Source organism: Rhodopseudomonas sp. WA056 (assembly GCF_010906995.1).
GTDB classification, from domain to species: domain Bacteria; phylum Pseudomonadota; class Alphaproteobacteria; order Rhizobiales; family Xanthobacteraceae; genus Rhodopseudomonas; species Rhodopseudomonas palustris_G.
This window is the reverse complement of the sequence record NZ_QPFS01000045.1, coordinates 16,452-34,451: the sequence shown is the minus strand read 5'-3', so window position 1 is coordinate 34,451 and position 18,000 is coordinate 16,452. Positions and strand designations below refer to the sequence as shown.

Genomic DNA, 18,000 nt, shown 5'->3' with positions numbered 1-18,000 from the left:
CACTGGGTCTGAAACCCCTCCCGCATGTTCTTGACCTTCTCCCGGAACGGCATCCGGCAGCGGCTGCACAGCACGCGCACCTTGTCAGGGAGTGTGGGAGTGGCAAGAAGGCTGTCCATCGTTCCATTGTGGCGAAGGACGGTTGAGAAAGCGTGAAGGGCCGCTGACACAACTCATTTCGGTGACGATATCTGGCTAAGCCGGCACGCTGCCGGATCTCGCTGTCCGGTCGCCGTTGCAGATAGGAAATCCCGATCGCCGCCAGAAGAACATATTGCGAACTGAGAACAAATAGAGTACATTGAATTTGCCGGCTGAGACCGGTGCCTGTTTGTCCGTTTGGCGAATCCGTCCATAAGGAGCACGTTGATGGCTGCCCCCACCGCATTGCGTATCGTCGAAGGTTCTTCCATGGACAAATCCAAGGCGCTCTCCGCCGCGCTGTCCCAGATCGAACGCCAGTTCGGTAAGGGCTCGGTGATGAAGCTCGGCAAGAACGACCGCGCGATGGAGATCGAGACGATTTCCTCCGGGTCGCTCGGGCTCGATATTGCGCTCGGCGTCGGCGGTCTGCCGAAGGGCCGGATCGTCGAGATCTACGGCCCGGAATCCTCGGGCAAGACCACGCTGGCGCTGCATTGTGTCGCCGAGGCGCAGAAGAAAGGCGGCATCTGCGCCTTCATCGACGCCGAACATGCGCTCGACCCGGTCTATGCCCGTAAGCTTGGTGTCAATGTCGACGACCTGTTGATCTCGCAGCCCGACCACGGCGAGCAGGCGCTGGAAATCGCCGACACGCTGGTGCGCTCCGGTGCCATCGACGTGCTGATCGTCGATTCGGTGGCGGCGCTGGTGCCGCGCGCCGAACTCGAGGGCGAGATGGGCGACGCGCTGCCCGGCCTGCAGGCCCGGCTGATGAGCCAAGCGCTGCGCAAGCTCACCGCCTCGATCAACAAGTCAAACACCATGGTGATCTTCATCAACCAGATCCGCATGAAGATCGGTGTGATGTACGGTTCGCCGGAGACTACCACTGGCGGCAACGCGCTGAAGTTCTACGCCTCGGTCCGGCTCGACATCCGCCGCATCGGCGCGATCAAGGAGCGCGACGAGGTGGTCGGCAACCAGACCCGCGTCAAGGTGGTGAAGAACAAGTTGGCGCCGCCGTTCAAGCAGGTCGAGTTCGACATCATGTACGGCGAGGGCGTGTCCAAGATGGGCGAGATCCTCGATCTCGGCGTCAAGGCCGGCATCGTCGAGAAGTCCGGTGCCTGGTTTTCGCACGACAGCCAGCGGCTCGGTCAGGGCCGCGAGAACGCCAAGGCGTTTCTGCGCGCCAATCCGGACATGACCGCCAAGATCGAAGCGGCGATCCGTCAGAATTCCGGCCTGATCGCCGAACAGATCCTCGCCGGTTTGCCGGAGCGCGATGCCGACGGCGAGGAGCCGGCGGAGGATTGATCGCGGATGCGGCCGGCTCGCACCGGCCGCATGAGGTGAAACCGGCGCACGCTCGCGCCGCTGCGGACAAAGCATTTGAAAACGGCGAGTTCTGCGCCTCCCTGTTCCAGGGGGGGCAGCAGTGCTCGCCGGTCTGGTTTTCGCAGTGGGCGACGACGGGTCCTTCAGCGAGCAACAATGGAATTCGCCGTCCTGAGGGCGCGCCGCGAGCCTCGAAGGATGATTGCTTGGCGCTAATCCACGTCCGCCGACATTCTCCGCTCGCCCTTACTCAGCGGCCCGTGCGTAGTCCGCCGCCAGCGCGTAGTCCTCGACCGGCGGGCACGAGCAGATCAGGTTGCGGTCGCCATAGACGTTGTCGACCCTGCTGACCGGGCTCCAATACTTATCGGTGCGCGAGTTCGCCGCCGGGAAGCAGCCCTCGGTCCGAGGATAGGGCCGGGTCCACTCCGCCGCGGTGACGTCGTGCGCCGTGTGCGGGGCGTGGCGCAGCGGCGACTGTTCGATCTTGTAGCGGCCGTCCTCCACCTGTGCGATCTCGCGGCGGATCGCGATCATGGCGTCGCAGAATCGGTCGATCTCGGCCTTGGATTCCGACTCGGTCGGCTCGATCATCAGCGTGCCGGGAACCGGGAAGCTCATGGTCGGAGCGTGGAAACCGTAGTCGATCAGCCGCTTGGCGATGTCGTCGACGGTGACCCCGGCGGTGGTCTTCAGCGGCCGCGGATCGACGATGCATTCATGCGCGACCCGGCCGCGCTGATTGCGATACAGCACCGGGAAATGCGGCTGCAGCCGTGCGGCGATGTAGTTGGCGTTGAGGATCGCGATCTCGGTGGCGCGCTTCAGGCCGGCCGCGCCCATCATCAGGATATAGATGTAGGAGATCGTCAGGATCGACGCCGAGCCCCACGGCGCGGCAGATACCGTGCCGCCGCCGTGCAGGCCGCCGTTCAGCGGCTCTCCTTCCGCCGGATGGCCGGGCAGGAACGGCGCCAGATGCGCGCGGACGCCGATCGGGCCCATCCCCGGGCCGCCGCCGCCGTGCGGGATGCAGAACGTCTTGTGCAGATTGAGATGGCTGACGTCGGCGCCGTAATCGCCGGGGCGGGCGAGGCCGACCTGAGCGTTCAAATTGGCGCCGTCGAGATAGACCTGACCGCCATGGGCGTGGACGATGTCGCAGATGTCGCGGATGTGCTCTTCGAACACGCCGTGGGTCGACGGATAGGTGATCATCACCGCGGCGAGGTTTGCCGAATGCGCCTCGGCCTTGGCGCGAAGGTCATCGACGTCGACGTCGCCATGGGCATCGCAGCCGACCACCACCACGTCCATGCCGGCCATCGCGGCGGAGGCCGGGTTGGTGCCGTGCGCCGACGACGGGATCAGGCAGACTTTGCGATGCGGCTCGCCGCGCGACAGATGATAGCCGCGGATCGCCAGCAGGCCGGCATATTCGCCCTGCGCGCCGGAATTCGGCTGCAGCGACACCGCATCATAGCCGGTGATCTCGGCGAGCCAGGTTTCAAGCCTGGCGAACAGCGCGTGATAGCCGGCGGCCTGCGCTTTCGGCACGAACGGATGAAGGCTGCCGAATTCGGGCCAGGTCAGCGGCATCATCTCGGTGGTGGCGTTCAGCTTCATGGTGCAGGAGCCGAGCGGGATCATGGCGCGGTCGAGCGCGAGATCTCGGTCGGACAGCTTGCGCATGTAGCGCAGTAGTTCGGTTTCCGAACGATAGTCCTGGAACGCGGCTTGCGTCAGATAATCGCTGGTCCGTTTCAGCGCCGCCGGCAGCGCGGCGCCGAGCGAGTCGCCGGCGTCACGTTCCTCAGCGGCGTAGTCGAGCGATCCGCCGAAGGCTCGCCACAGCGCTTCGACGACCGCCGGCGTGGTGGTCTCGTCGAGCGAAATGCCGAGCGAAGACGCGTTGATCCGCAGGTTGATCTTTTCGGCCTCCGCTCGCGCCACGATGGCGTCGCGGCGATCACCGACTTCGATGGTCAGCGTATCGAAGTATGTGCCGTGGGTCGGTGCAAAGCCGAGTTGCCGAAGGCCGGCCGCCAGCACGGCCGTGCGCCGGTGGACGCGGTGCGCGATCGCGGCCAAGCCGTCGGGGCCGTGATACACCGCGTACATCGCGTTGATCACCGCCAGCAGCACCTGCGCGGTACAGATGTTGGAGGTCGCCTTTTCGCGGCGGATGTGCTGCTCGCGGGTCTGCAGCGCCAGCCGATAGGCCGGCTGGCCGTGGCTGTCGATCGACAGCCCGACGATGCGGCCGGGCAGGCTGCGCTTGAGGCTGTCGCGCACCGCCATGAACGCCGCGTGCGGCCCGCCATACCCCATCGGCACGCCGAAGCGCTGCGCCGAGCCGATCGCGATATCGGCGCCGAGTTCGCCCGGCGGGGTGATCAGCGTCAGCGCAAGCAGATCGGCGGAGACCACGGCCAGCGCGCCCTTCTGGCGCAGCGCCGCGATCACCGCGCGCGGATCGCTCAAACGCCCCGACGATCCGGGATATTGCAGCAGCGCGCCGAACACGTCGGCGCCTTCCAGCTCGGTCTCGGGATCGCCGACGATGATCCGCCAGCCGAGCGGTTCGGCCCGGGTGCGCAGCACCGCGATGGTCTGCGGATGGGTATCGGCATCGACGAAGAACGCCTTGGCGCTCTTGGCGGCGGCGCGCTCGGCCAGCGCCATCGCTTCTGCCGCGGCGGTACCTTCGTCGAGCAGCGACGCGTTGGCGACGTCCAGCCCGGTGAGGTCGCAGATCATGGTCTGGAAGTTGAACAGCGCTTCCAGCCGGCCCTGACTGATCTCGGGCTGATAAGGCGTGTAGGCCGTGTACCAGGCGGGGTTTTCCAGAATATTGCGCTGGATCACGGTCGGCAGGATGGTGCCGTAATAGCCTTGACCGATCAGCGAGGTGAACACTTGGTTCTGGGCGCCGAGCTCGCTCATATGTGCCAACGCTTCGCTTTCGGTCAGCGGTGCGCCAAGCTTCAGCGGCTCGCGATGCCGGATCGCATAAGGCAGCGTCTCGGCGACGAGCTGCTCCAGACTGCCGGCGCCGGCCGTCGCCAGCATCGCCGCGATGTCCTGCGGCGACGGCCCGATATGCCGACGCACGAAGTCGTTGGCGGCGTCGATCGGTCGGCGATGCGGCATGCTCTGGTCCTCGTCAAATGCAACGGCCCGCAAAAGCGGGTTGCTCGGGAATCTCAACTGCGTCATTGCGAGGAGTGAAGCGACGAACCAATCCAGAGACTCAGCAAGCTGGAACTGGATTGCTTCGCTTCGCTCGCAATGACGAATTCACGCGAACGGACGATCCGTCAGGCCGTGTGAGCCTTGTAGGCGGCCTCGTCCATCAGACCGTCGAGTTCACTCTTGTCGGCGATCTTCAGTTTGAAGAACCACGCCGCACCGCCGGCGTCGGAATTCACCAAGCCGGGCTCGGTGCCGAGCGTCTCGTTGACTTCGAGCACTTCGCCGGTGATCGGTGCGTAGACGTCGGAGGCGGCCTTCACCGATTCCACCACGGCGGCGGCTTCGGCCTTCTTCACGGCGCGGCCGACCTTCGGCAGCTCGACGAACACCACATCGCCAAGCTGTTCCTGGGCGTAGTCGGTGATACCGATCGTGGCGACATCGCCCTCGATCTTCAGCCATTCATGATCGGGGGTGTAGAGCGTGGTCATAACAAGTCCTCAGCGCTTGTAGGTGTTCGGAACGAACGGCATTGCCACGACGCGCAGCGGCAGACGCTGGCCGCGCACTTCGGCGAAAACGACAGTGTCGCGCACGGCCAGCGCGGCCGGCAGGTAGCCCATCGCCACTGGTGCATTCAGGCTCGGCCCGAAGCCGCCGGAGGTGACGGTGCCGATCGGCTCGGCGGAAACGGCGCTGGCGAATAGAGGCGCGTTTTCGCGCACCGGGGCGCGGCCTTCAGGCCGCAGGCCGACGCGCAGCCGCGCGGTGCCGCTGTCGAGTTGACCAAGAATCGCCGCGGCGCCGGGGAAGCCGCCGGGGCGGGCGCCCCCACCGCGGCGGCTCTTCTGAATCGACCAACTCAGCGCCGCTTCGACCGGTGTGGTGGTGGTGTCGATGTCGTGGCCGTAAAGGCAAAGCCCCGCTTCCAGCCGCAGGCTGTCCCGGGCTCCGAGTCCGATCGGCAGCACGTCCGGGTTGTCGAGCAGCGCGGTCGCAAGCCGTTCGGCGCCGTCAGCCGGCACCGAGACCTCAAAGCCGTCTTCGCCGGTGTAGCCGGAGCGCGACACGATGCAGGCAAGGCCGTCGAGGCTGAGCTCGGCGACATCCATGAACTTCATCGTGGTGACGTCTGCACAGATTTTCGCCAGCGCGGCTTCGGCTTTCGGGCCCTGCAGCGCGATCAGCGCCCGATCGGTCAGCGCGGTGATGTCGCAGGCGTCCGCCAGATGCGCCCGCAAATGCGCTTCGTCGGCGTCCTTGCAGGCGGCGTTGACCACCAGAAACAGCCGGTCGCCGAGATTGGTGACCATCAGGTCGTCGAGAATCCCGCCGGATTCATTGGTGAACTGCGCGTAGCGCTGGCGGCCGGGCGGCAGTGCCACGATGTCCTGCGGGATCAGCGCTTCGAGCGCGCGGGCGGCGTCTTCGAGCTTGCCGGACTTCGCCCGCAGTTCGATCTGGCCCATATGCGAGACGTCGAACAGGCCGGCCGCGCTGCGCGTGTGGAGATGTTCCTTCAGCACGCCAAGCGCGTACTGCACCGGCATGTCGTAGCCGGCGAAGGGCACCATCTTGCCGCCACGCGACGCATGCAGCGCATAGAGGGGCGTGCGTTTCAAAGATTGGGTGTCGTCACCCGCCAGCATATCCAGGCTCCCAAGGTTCCCGAGACCGATTTCTCGTCACCATTCGAGCCCCATCTGTCGCTGTGCCTGAGAGCATTATCCCGTCGGCGGACCCGTCCCGGGATCGCCCGGCAGAGTCTCTTTCCAGATGTCATCAAGCCGCACGGTCCGTTTGCCTGAGAGTTTCCGGGGCGGTTGCTCCTTCGGCGCCGGCCCCCCCCTTCACTGAAGGGTTGGGCCGATCTCTCCCGACGCGACTTAGTCTTAGGTAGGTAGGACACAAACACGGCTTCAGCAAGGCTGTCAACGCGGGTCAGCGAGCTATCAACGGGTCTTCGTAAAGGTCCGTGGAATGGGGCCCGCCGGCTGGCAAACAACTGAATCCATGCCCACTTTCTAGACAGCGCGCCCCCCCGCGTCTAAAAGGCATGACACCGGAAGAGGTGGGTTCGGCGGGCGTTTCGCGGGCATTCCGGGTGATTGGACGAACATGAGCGGCGTTAACGAAATTCGGTCTACGTTTCTGAACTACTTCGCCAAGAACGGCCACGAGATCGTGTCGTCGTCGCCGCTGGTGCCGCGCAACGACCCGACCTTGATGTTCACCAATGCCGGCATGGTGCAGTTCAAGAACGTGTTCACCGGGCTGGAGAAGCGCTCCTATCAGCGCGCCACCACCTCGCAGAAATGCGTGCGCGCAGGCGGCAAGCACAACGACCTCGATAATGTCGGTTATACCGCCCGGCATCTCACTTTCTTCGAAATGCTCGGCAATTTCTCGTTCGGCGATTACTTCAAGGAGCGTGCGATCGAACTCGCCTGGGAGCTGATCACCCGCGATTTCGGCCTGAACAAGCACCAGCTTCTGGTCACCGTCTATCACACTGATGACGAGGCGGCCGGCTACTGGAAGAAGATCGCTGGCTTCTCCGACGACCGCATCATCCGGATTCCGACCTCCGACAATTTCTGGGCGATGGGCGCCACCGGCCCGTGCGGCCCATGTTCGGAGATTTTCATCGATCGCGGCGAGCATATTTTCGGCGGCCCGCCCGGCAGCCCCGATGAGGATGGCGACCGATTCCTGGAATTCTGGAATCTGGTGTTCATGCAGTACGACCAGGTGACGAAGGACGAGCGCGTGCCGTTGCCGCGTCCGTCGATCGACACCGGCATGGGCCTGGAGCGGATGGCCTCCATTCTGCAGGGCGTCGACAGCGTGTTCGACACCGACTTGTTCCGCAGCCTGATCGACGCGACCGCGTCGGCGCTCGGCCGCGGCCCGACCGAACAGGACGCCGCGTCGTTCCGCGTCATCGCCGACCACCTGCGCTCGTCGTCGTTCCTGATCGCCGACGGCGTGCTGCCTTCGAACGAAGGCCGCGGCTACGTGCTGCGCCGGATCATGCGCCGTGCGATGCGTCACGCGCAGTTGCTCGGCGCCAGCGAGCCGCTGATGTGGCGGCTGGTGTGGGCGCTGGTGCGCGAGATGGGGCAGGCCTACCCAGAGCTGGTGCGCGCCGAGGCGATGATCGAAGAGACGATGCGGCTGGAAGAAACCCGCTTCCGCAAGACGCTCGATCGCGGCCTTGCGATCCTCGACGAAAAGAGCGCCGGCCTGAAGAAGGGTGACATGTTCGACGGCGAGACCGCGTTCACGCTGTACGACACCTATGGCTTCCCGCTGGATCTGACCCAGGATGCCCTGCGCAACCGCGGCATCAATGTCGATATCGCCTCGTTCACCGACGCGATGGACCGCCAGCGTGCCAAGGCACGCGCCTCGTGGGCCGGCTCGGGCGAGGCCGCGACCGAGGCGGTGTGGTTTTCACTTCGTGAGAAGTTCGGCGCCACCGAGTTCCTCGGCTACGACACCGAGATCGCCGAGGGGGTGGTGATGGCGCTGGTCAAAGACGGCGCCGAGGTCGACGTGCTGAAGGCCGGCGATGCCGCTGCGATCGTGATGAACCAGACGCCGTTCTACGCCGAATCCGGCGGTCAGGTCGGCGACACCGGTGTGCTCACCGCCGATGGTGTGCGCTTCGCCGTCACTGAAACGTTGAAGAAGGCCGGCGATCTGTTCGTGCATTTCGGTACCGTCGAGCAGGGGACGATCAGGCTCGGCGACGCGCTCGCGCTCGACGTCGATCACGCGCGCCGCTCGGCGATCCGCGCCAATCACTCCGCGACGCATCTGCTGCACGAGGCGCTGCGCCAGGTGCTCGGCGATCACATCGCCCAGAAGGGGTCGCTGGTCGCGCCCGACCGGCTGCGCTTCGACTTCGTGCATCAGAAGCCGATTACCCAAGACGAGCTGCGTAAGGTCGAGGACATCGCCAACGATATCGTTCTGGAGAACGATGAAGTCGTGACCCGGTTGATGGCGGTGGACGACGCCCGCGAGGCCGGCGCCCGCGCGCTGTTCGGGGAGAAATACGGCGACGAAGTCCGTGTGGTTTCGATGGGGAAGGCGGCGCGCGAGCATGGCTCCAACGCGCTCGGCTGGTCGGTCGAACTGTGTGGCGGCACCCACGTCAAGCGCACCGGCGACATCGGCCTGGTGTCGATCACTGCCGAGAGTGCGGTGGCGTCGGGCGTCCGTCGCATCGAGGCGCTGACCGGTCGTGCGGCGCGGCACAATGCCAACGCGGCGATCTCCACCGCCAAGACGGCGGCTGCCGAGCTGCGGACCACGCTCGACGACATGCCGGCGCGGATCGCCGCGCTGATGGACGAGCGCAAGAAGCTGGAGCGCGAACTCTCCGAGGCGCGCAAGAAGCTGGCGATGGGCGGTTCGGCCTCCGGAGACGGTGCAGCGGCCTCCGACGTCCGCGAAATCGGCGGCGTCAAACTGATGGCGCGGACGGTCCAGGGCATCGAGATCAAGGATCTCAAGGGGCTGGTCGACCAGGGCAAGAAGCAGATCGGCTCCGGTGTGATCGCGCTGGTGGCGACCAGCGAAGACGGCAAGGGGTCGATCGTGGTCGGCGTCACGCCGGATCTGGTGTCGCGGTTCTCGGCGGTCGATCTGGTCCGCAAGGCGTCCGAAGTGCTCGGCGGCAAGGGCGGCGGCGGCAAGCCCGACATGGCGCAGGCCGGCGGTCCCGACGGCTCCAAGGCCGGCGCCGCACTGGAAGCGATCGCGGCCGCCATCGGCGGCTGAGGTGGATCACGCATTGGCGTGGCAGGTCGAACAGGCCTGCCACAACGCTTGGCCGTCGTTGCGATGCGCGCTGATCGGCGACTGGCTGCTGCGGTTCGGCGACGGCGTGTCTCGCCGGATCAATTCGGCCAATCCGCTGCATCCGGCCATTGCCACGATCGCGCCGCAGCTCGACGCTTTCGATCGGCTCTATCGCGCGCAAGCGCTGCCGCTGATCGTGCGGCTGGTGTCGCTGCTGCCGCCGCAAGTCGAACGTGAACTCGAAACCCGCGGCTTCACCGCCGAAGGTGAAGCCTGCACGCTGTATCGCGATCTTTCGCGCGAGAGCTTCGCCACGGTGGGACCGGATGTCACCATCACCCCACGCGCCGATGCCGAGTGGCTCGCGGCCATCGCGCGGCTGCAGGCGCAGTCGCCGTCGCATGGGTCGGTCTACGCCCGTGTGGTCGATGCGATCCCGCTACCGACCGGTTTCTTCGCGCTCCGCCAGGACGGTCGCATCGTCGCCACAGCCTGCGGTGTGCTGCACGGCGATCTGGTGGTGATCGAGTCGGTGGTGGTTGACGAAGCGCTGCGCGGCCACGGCCTTGGCAGGCACCTGATGACCGCGCTGCTCGCCTGGGCGTCTGCACAAGGCGCCACCGGCGCCTGCCTGCAGGTCGTGGTCGACAACTCCGCTGGCCGTGCGCTGTACGCCGGCCTCGGGTTCGACCAGGAGCTCTACCGCTACCACTTTCGCCGCGCACCAACGAAGTAACTGCTTCGCCCCGTCACGCCGGGCGCGAGCGATGGTTCGCGAACCTGGAATCTCGGTCGGTTGAGCACTGAGCAAAATATCCTGAAGATTGCGGATCGTTGCTGCTCGGCGTCCGGAATGACGAACGAGAGAATGGGTACCGGAACCGGAGACCATTCGTCCTAGTCCGCCGTGACGCCTTCGCGGACGCGCTTCTTCCGGATGTCGCGCTCCTCGTGGATCGCAGCGATCACTTTGCCGGCCGGCACGCCGAGCGACTGCAGCACGGTGGAGGCGATCTCGAAGCTGGCTTCGAGCACTTCGCGGATCACTTCGGTGGCGCCGAGGCTGAACAGCCGGGTGGCGTGGTCGGCGTCGCGAGCGCGGACGATGATCGGCAGATCGGCGCGCTCGGCACGGGTCGCGGCGACGACGTGTTCTGCGGCCGCGGCATCGTGCATCGTCACCACCATCGCCGGCGCGTCGCCGAGCCCGCATTTGCGCAGAAACGCGCGCTGGGTGGCGTCGCCGTAGACGACATTGACCCCGGCCTTGCGCGCCCGTGCCACCGCTTCGGGATCGACATCGATGCCGATGAACGGCTTGCCCTGCTTGGTTAGGATGTCGCCGACGATGCGGCCGACCCGGCCATAGCCGACCAGGATGATGCGTGGGGAATCGCCCGGGGTGGGATCGGTGTGGCCGGCGGCTACCGCTACTGCGTTGCGGGCCCGCGCGCTGGCCTTGCGGCTGAGCCGCGCCAGATACGGCGTCATCATCATGGTGCCGGACGACACCAGCAGCATGAATTGCTCGACCTCGCGAGTGACGAGACCGCTGGAACTGGCGAGGCCGAGTACCAGGAACGCGAACTCGCCGCCGCCGGCGAGCAGCAGGCTGGCCTCGGCGATCACCGGTCGAGACAGCCGGAACATCCAGGCCAGGCCGGCGATCACCATCGCCTTCAGCGCCGTCATGCCGATCACCGAGGTGACCACCATCGCCGGATAGCGAGCCACTTCGGCCAGATCAATCCGCATTCCGACCGAGATGAAAAACAGCCCGAGCAGCATGCCCTTGAACGGTTCGATATCGACCTCGACCTGGCGGCGGAATTCGGTTTCCGCCAGCACCAGCCCGGCCAGGAACGCGCCGAGCGCCATCGACAGTCCGGCGACGTGGGTGACCAGCGACGTGCCGACGACCACGAACAGGATCGTCGCCATGAACAATTCGCGGTTATTGGTCGAGGCGACCATCCGGAACAGCCGCCGTAGCACCAGGCGGCCGAAGCCGATAATCAGCAGGATTGCGGCGGCGGCCTGCACCAGCGCCATCGCCAGGCCGAGCCACACCGCGCCTGTACTGCCGCCGCCCGCCGCGTCGCCGGCCGCCTTGCCGAATACCACGATCAGAAACAGGATCGGCACCACCGCAAGATCCTGCGCGAGCAGCACAGCGAAGATGCTGCGGCCGGCGACCGTCGCCAGTCGCTTCTGTTCGGCGAGGAGCTGCAGCACGATCGCGGTCGAGGACAGCGCCAGACAGGCGCCGATCACCAGACTGGATTCCACCGTGTTGCCGAACGCCAACGCTATGCCGCTGATCGCCGCAGTGGTCAGCACCACCTGCGACATACCGAGTCCAAACACCAGGCGGCGCATCGTCCACAGCCGGTCGAACGACAGTTCGAGGCCGATGGTGAACAGCAGAAAGGCGACACCGAGCTCGGCGAGCCGGTCGACGGCCTCCTGCGACGTGATGGTGACGTAGCTCAGCCAGTGCACGTCGGCACCGATTCGGCCCAGGCTGTGCGGGCCGAGCACCAAGCCGGCGACGAGGAAGCCGAGCACCGGGCTGACGCGAAACCGCGTCATCACCGGGATCAAGACGCCTGCGGTCCCGAGAAACACCAGGGCTTCGCGGTAAACTCCGACACCGTTTTCGACTGCCATCGATCCATCAATCACGTGAGGTAGCGGGGGGCGACGACGTCGATCAAATCGTCGCAGTCTGCGGCAATAGATCGCGATTCGCGGTTAAAGGCGGGTTCCATCTGGCGCGCGCACTGCGGCGATCGGTAGCCCTCGTTCGGGTGGACGGTCGCGGCGTCATGCCGCACAACGGCACGATGGAGCACAACACCCCTCTGATTTCCACCATTGTGGCCGGTCTGGTGCTGGCATTCGCCTTCGGCGTCGTGGCGCAGCGACTGAAAATCTCGCCGCTGGTTGGTTATCTGCTCGCCGGGGTTGTGATCGGTCCGTTTACGCCGGGCTACGTCGCCGACCAGAAACTCGCCAACGAACTCGCCGAGATCGGGGTGATCCTGCTGATGTTCGGCGTCGGTCTGCACTTCTCGCTGAAGGATCTGCTCGAGGTCAGGGCGATCGCGATTCCAGGCGCGGTGGTGCAGATCGGGGCCGCGACGATGCTCGGGCTCGGGCTGGGCCACGCGCTCGGCTGGCCGTTCGGCGCCGGCCTGGTGTTCGGCCTGGCGTTGTCGGTGGCGAGTACCGTGGTGCTGTTGCGCGCCCTGCAGGAACGCCGCCTGATCGACAGCGAGCGCGGCCGGATCGCGGTCGGCTGGCTGATCGTCGAAGACATCGCGATGGTGTTGACGCTGGTGCTGCTGCCGGCGGTCGCAGGGCTGCTCAAGGGTGAGGCGAACAGCGCCGATTGGCAGTCGGTGCTGTGGCAGGTGGCCCTGACGCTCGGCAAGGTCGCCGCCTTCATGGTGTTCATGCTGGTGGTCGGCCGCCGGATCATTCCGAGAATGCTGCACTACGTCGCGCATACCGGCTCGCGCGAGCTGTTTCGGTTGGCGGTACTGGCGATCTCGCTCGGCGTTGCGTTCGGCGCGGCGATCTTGTTCGACGTGTCGCTTGCCCTGGGCGCGTTCTTCGCCGGCATGATCCTGTCGGAGTCCGAGCTCAGTCACCGCGCCGCCAACGAGACGTTACCGCTGCGCGACGCGTTCGCGGTTCTGTTCTTCGTCTCGGTCGGCATGCTGGTCGATCCCGCCATCGTCGTCCGCGAGCCGCTGCCGTTGATCGTCACCGTGCTGATCATCGTCTTTGGAAAATCGATCGCCGCGTTCTTGATCGTGCGGTTGTTCGGCCATCCCAACATGACGGCGCTGACGATCTCCGCCTCGCTGGCGCAGATCGGCGAGTTCTCCTTCATCCTCGCCGGGCTCGGTGTCGCGCTCGGCCTGATGCCCGAGCGCGGCCGCGATCTGGTGCTGGCAGGCGCGATCATTTCGATCATGCTCAATCCGCTGATGTTCGTTCTACTCGATCGTTTCAGCGCCAAGGTTGCGGCGGCCGCGGAAGCTGCCAAGCAGGCGGCGAAGCTGGCGGCGGCGGCCGCTGCCCCGCCGCCGCCGCGCGGCCACATCGTGCTGGTCGGGTACGGCCGGGTCGGCTCCAACGTCGGCACCGTGCTGCGCTGCGCCGGGGTCGATCTGGTGGTGATCGAGAACGACGACGAACGGGTGATGCGGCTGCAGCGCGAGAGCGTCACTGCGATCAACGGCAATGCCGCCGCCCAGGAGATTCTCGACGAAGCCGATGTTGCTCATGCACGCGGTTTGGTCGTGGCGATCCCCAACGCGTTCGAGAGCGGTCAGATCGTCGGCAAGGCTCGCGCAGTCAATCCCGGCCTCCTGATCGTCGCCCGGGCGCATTCGGCCGAGGAAGTGGCGCATCTGAAAAGCAACGGCGCCAATCTGGTGATCATGGGCGAAGACGAAATCGCCCGTGCGATGATCGCCAAGCTCGGCTTCGATGCCGCCAGCAGCGATGCAGCGACCAGCGCCATCGCGATCAATAGCGCCACGGCCCCGGCTTCGGCCGGCGCAGCGGCCTGATCGAGACGGCTACGGGTATCCGCAGGGACTTAGCCGTTCCGCCGGCGCCATATCCACAACCACAGCCCGGTCGCGTACAGCGCCGGCAACGCCATGCCGCAGATGAACACGACGGCCTGTCCTAGCAGGCCGAGCCGCAGATCGGTGTGCAGTGGGTTCAGCCACTCGCGCCGGAGCGCGGAGTCGGTTTCAACCGTTTCCACCACAGGCGTGGCACATCCTGTTCTGACCTCGACGGTCAGGTCGCTGGGGATCGATGCCGGTGAACGCATCCTGATTTGATAAGCGCCGGCGGGGCCTCGCGGTAGAAACACTCCGACAATCTGCCTGCCGGGCTGAGCCCGCGCCGCAGCGCTCAACGCGCCGCTCAGGTCATTGCCCGCAGCACAGGACGGGGGTGTCGCCTGGGACGTTGGTTTGGCCGGTGCCGGGCCGGGCAGTCCCAGCCACTGCGGCTTGGTGAGAGCCACTCCAGTTGCAGCCAGCACCAGCATCGGCGCCAGCAGATATGCGGCCGACACGCCATGCCATTCGATGAGATGCCGCCGACCGGCAGCCGATGAGCCGATAGAGAATGATCGCCACCATTTTCGCTGCCGCGGCCACCACAGATACACGCCCGACAGCAGCGACAGCGCAAGGCCGATGCCGCACCAAGCGACCACGTCGGCGCCTAGCGAACTCAGCAGCAGCAATCGGCGATGCAGATTCACCACCGCTGCGAACCACGATTGATCGAACGCGAACAGCCCGAGCGGCTCGCCGCTCTGGGGATGCACGAACACCACGCCGAGATCGCCCGGCGGCTGGCGACCGAATACGATCGCCGCGTTGCCGGGCAGGAAGCCTGCGCCCGGCGCGTTGGCTCCCATCACCCTCAGCTCGGGATAGTGCTCGCTCGCCCGCGCGATCCACATGTCGGCGTCTGCGTCCGGCCGCCCCGGCATGCGGGGCGGTTTGACGATCTCTCGTCCGACTTCAAGTGTAAGCAACGGCTCCTTCAAGACCAGCATCGCGCCGCTCGCCCCGATCAGTGCAAACGCAGCGCCGACGGTGAGGGCGAGCGAGAGGTGCAGCATGCGCCAGATACGGCGGGCCGACAGCCGCCGCACGGAGCGATCCGGGCGCGTCATCACCGCGACAGCAGCTTCAATGCCCCGTTGCGATAGACGGGCCCTTGTACCTTGCCGCCGGTGACCACGTTGGTCTGATATTGCTGGCTGACACCGTCGAGGGTGTTCGACAGTTCGGCACGAAAGCTTGCGAAACCAGCCGAGTCGATCTGCTTCGGCACTTCTCCGTTCGCGAATAGGCGTTGCTTGGCCTCGTCCGGAGCCTGCGCGCGAACTCCGCCGCTGACCATGAGATCGACGATCAAGCGGTCGCCCCGCCACCGAGCAGAGCCGCCGGCGCCGAGTTCGGCGTCGTCGAGCATCAACGAGCCGGCGACCAGATAATCGCCGCTCGGCAGCGCGGTGAAGCCGAGGCGCAAGGTGCCGGTCTCGCCGTCCTCCGACCGCCACGCCCAGCGATGCTCGCCGCGATAGGTAACGTTGGTTTGGGTAAGCTCGGGCCGCAGCTCTTGTGCCGAAGCGGGGCACGGCATGGTTGCCGCCCACGCCGCAACGATCGCGGTCCGGGCCACGTAAGTCATGAAGCGCATTGTATTTCTCCTAAAAGCTCACCAACGGTAGCGAAGGCTGGCTATGACCGAGCGGTCGAAGCCGGCGTTGCAGCTCGTGGTGGAGCAGCTCACGTAGTACTGCTTGTTGGTGAGGTTGGTGGCGTTGATGGCGAGCCGCATCCCCTTCAAGTCGCGGTGAAGTTGGCCGAGGTCGTAGTGCAGCGCTGCGTCGAACAGCACGTAGGACGGCACGCCGATGGTGTTGGCGGCATCGGCGAACGTCTCCCCGACGTAGCGCGTTCCGAAGCCAGCGCCGAAGCCGGTGAGTGCTCCACTTTGGAAAGTGTAGTCTCCCCACAATGATGCGGTGTCCGCAGGCAGCCCGGTTGGGCGGTTGCCGAGCTCAACCAGGTTATTGCTCTTCGTCACGGTCAGGTCGGTGTGCGTGTAGGAGGCCACCAGATTGAGGCCTGCGATCGGATTGGCGACGCCCTGCAGTTCGAATCCGCGGGACCGCACCTCTCCGACCTGAAGACGATTGAGCGAGTTGTTCGGATCGGTTGTCTGCACGTTCTCTTGATAGAGGTCGAACACCGACATGGTGACGAAGCTGGTCGCTCCCGCCGGCTGGTACTTGACGCCGATCTCCGCCTGCCGCCCGGTGGTCGGCTTGTACGGCTGCCCGTAGAAGTCGGTGCCGAGCAACGGGCTGAACGAGGTTGAATAGCCGATATAGGGCGCGAGGCCGACGTCGCTGAGATAGACCAGCCCGGCCCGGTAGGTGAACGCTTTGTCGTCCTGCGTCGCAGTCGAGCTCTTGAGGCGGTTATCTGTGGCGGTGTTCGACCAGTCCTGCCGGCCGCCGAGGCTCAACACCCAGCGTCCGTCGAATTTGATCTGTTGTTGGCCGTAAATGCCGACCTGGTCGGAGGTCTGCCACGTCGAGGCGTTTGGTGTGGCTGCCACGCCGATCGGTTGATCGTAGACGGGATTGAAGATGTCGATCGACGGAGCGCGACCGCTGTTGAGATAGTAGTCCTCGGTCGAACGGCGATAGTCGACGCCAGCCAGTGACACGAACTGCGTCGAGCCCATCCACCAGTCGGCCTGGATCTGATTGTCAGACGCGTAGGTGTCGCCGACGATGCGGAATTGATACAGCGCACGGTTGAGCGTCCGCTGGTCGGCCGCAAGGTTCATACCCGACGCGGTGTTGGTCAAAAGGTCGACGTGGCCGTAGCGGAAATTCGACCGCATCGTGAAGGTGTCGTCGAGATGCCGCTCGAATAGGTATCCGGCCGAGTATTGCGTGCGATCGTTGGCGAGCCCGGGCTGGTCGAGGAACTGGTTGCGCGGCAATTGCCCGTTCTTGTTCGGAAGCAGCGTGCCCTGGATCGGAATGTACGGGCGCGGCGGACCAAACTTCTCGTAGCTGTAGTCGGTCAGAATGGTGAGCGTGGTGTCGATATCCGGCCGCCAGGTGAACGCCGGTGCGATGAACAGCTTGTCGTCCGGGATCGCCTTGAACTGTGTATTGCTATCCCGCGCCAGTCCGGTCAGCCGGTAGAGAAACTGGCCGTCCTTGTCGATCGGTCCGCTCAGATCGAACTGCCCCTGCAGCCGGTCGAAACTGCCGCCCTGCAGCATCACTTCGTTAACCGGTGTGTCGAGCGGTCGCTTGGTGATGAGGTTGACCAGGCCGCCCGGCGTGTTCTGACCGTACAGCACCGAGCTCGGCCCGCGCAGGATCTCGACGCGTTCGAGACCGTAAGGCTCGGTCTTCGGCCAGGCTTGGGCGGTCGTGCCGCGCAGGCCGTCGCGGAGAATTCCGGTGCTGCTGGCATCGAAACCGCGAATGCTGAACGTGTCGAAACGCTGCGAGATCGCCGGTGTGGTCGCTACGACGCCGGCCGAGTAACGCAAGGCATCGGTCACCGACTGAACGTTCTGCGCGTCCATCTGTTGGCGGTTGATCACCGAGACCGACTGTGGCGTTTCGATCAGCGGCGTATTGGTCTTGGTTCCCGTCGTGCTGGCCCTAGCCACATAGCCTGGTCCGTCTGCAACACGTGCAGTGCTTGGGCGAGACGTCTGGCGGGGAGGCGCTACCGGCGCGGCGATCGCTGCCGGTCGAGCAGCGGCCCGCTTCGGCTTGCTGCGCTTCGGTGCGCTCACGACCACCGGAGGCAGCGCGCTCGCCGTCGGGACGGCGGGCGTCGGTGTAGTAGCCTGAGCCCGTGCATCCTCGATGACGGCGCCGACCAACAGCAGCGCGCTCATCGGCAACGAGGCGGCGAGTCT

At 65.6% G+C, this 18,000-nt stretch carries 11 protein-coding genes and 1 riboswitch; of the genes, 4 read left to right on the top strand and 7 right to left on the bottom strand.

The window, feature by feature from the left end; genetic code table 11:
- The first annotated feature begins 369 nt into the window (after positions 1-369).
- Positions 370-1,461 carry a recombinase RecA gene (recA, locus tag DU475_RS11305; protein WP_013501271.1) on the top strand — a complete coding sequence of 364 codons (1,092 nt, stop codon included), beginning with the start codon at positions 370-372 and terminating at the stop codon, positions 1,459-1,461.
- 267 nt (positions 1,462-1,728) lie between these two features.
- Here the strand turns inward: recA and gcvP are convergent, their stop codons facing one another.
- From gcvP to gcvT, 3 genes are all read right to left on the bottom strand, one after another.
- Entirely contained in the window at positions 1,729-4,635 is a 2,907-nt protein-coding gene (gcvP, locus tag DU475_RS11300; protein ID WP_164632212.1) for an aminomethyl-transferring glycine dehydrogenase, read from the bottom strand.
- Between the two features lie 167 nt (positions 4,636-4,802).
- Positions 4,803-5,168 (bottom strand): glycine cleavage system protein GcvH, encoded by a 366-nt coding sequence (gcvH, locus tag DU475_RS11295; protein WP_013501273.1) that lies wholly within the window; start codon positions 5,166-5,168, stop codon positions 4,803-4,805.
- Between the two features lie 9 nt (positions 5,169-5,177).
- The gene (gcvT, locus tag DU475_RS11290; RefSeq protein ID WP_164632211.1) at positions 5,178-6,326 is read right to left on the bottom strand and encodes a glycine cleavage system aminomethyltransferase GcvT; all 1,149 of its coding nucleotides are present in this window, start codon (positions 6,324-6,326) and stop codon (positions 5,178-5,180) included.
- A gap of 133 nt (positions 6,327-6,459) precedes the next feature.
- Positions 6,460-6,567: riboswitch (glycine riboswitch) on the bottom strand.
- 228 nt (positions 6,568-6,795) lie between these two features.
- On the opposite strand from gcvT, the gene alaS reads away from it, so the two are divergent.
- On the top strand, positions 6,796-9,468 hold the full coding sequence (gene alaS, locus DU475_RS11285) for an alanine--tRNA ligase (RefSeq protein ID WP_164632210.1): 2,673 nt from the start codon (positions 6,796-6,798) through the stop codon (positions 9,466-9,468).
- A gap of 1 nt (position 9,469) precedes the next feature.
- Complete coding sequence (locus DU475_RS11280; protein WP_349644179.1) at positions 9,470-10,225, top strand: GNAT family N-acetyltransferase; 756 nt, start codon at positions 9,470-9,472, stop codon at positions 10,223-10,225.
- 161 nt (positions 10,226-10,386) lie between these two features.
- Here DU475_RS11280 and DU475_RS11275 read toward each other — a convergent pair whose 3' ends face one another.
- Positions 10,387-12,159 carry a cation:proton antiporter domain-containing protein gene (locus tag DU475_RS11275; RefSeq protein ID WP_047309971.1) on the bottom strand — a complete coding sequence of 591 codons (1,773 nt, stop codon included), beginning with the start codon at positions 12,157-12,159 and terminating at the stop codon, positions 10,387-10,389.
- Between the two features lie 176 nt (positions 12,160-12,335).
- On the opposite strand from DU475_RS11275, the gene ybaL reads away from it, so the two are divergent.
- Positions 12,336-14,075: a YbaL family putative K(+) efflux transporter gene (gene ybaL, locus DU475_RS11270; protein WP_041807725.1), complete on the top strand. Its 1,740-nt coding sequence runs from the start codon at positions 12,336-12,338 to the stop codon at positions 14,073-14,075.
- Positions 14,076-14,104: 29 nt separating this feature from the next.
- Here ybaL and DU475_RS11265 read toward each other — a convergent pair whose 3' ends face one another.
- From DU475_RS11265 to DU475_RS11255, 3 genes are read right to left on the bottom strand one after another with little or no spacing between them, the layout of a single operon-like run.
- Entirely contained in the window at positions 14,105-15,208 is a 1,104-nt protein-coding gene (locus tag DU475_RS11265) for a PepSY-associated TM helix domain-containing protein (protein ID WP_164632209.1), read from the bottom strand.
- The gene (locus DU475_RS11260; RefSeq protein ID WP_013501280.1) at positions 15,208-15,738 is read right to left on the bottom strand and encodes a hypothetical protein; all 531 of its coding nucleotides are present in this window, start codon (positions 15,736-15,738) and stop codon (positions 15,208-15,210) included. Before DU475_RS11260 ends, DU475_RS11265 begins: the two co-directional genes overlap by 1 nt.
- Before the next feature lie 18 nt (positions 15,739-15,756).
- Positions 15,757-17,745 carry a TonB-dependent siderophore receptor gene (locus tag DU475_RS11255; protein WP_349644178.1) on the bottom strand — a complete coding sequence of 663 codons (1,989 nt, stop codon included), beginning with the start codon at positions 17,743-17,745 and terminating at the stop codon, positions 15,757-15,759.
- Positions 17,746-18,000: the final 255 nt, after the last annotated feature.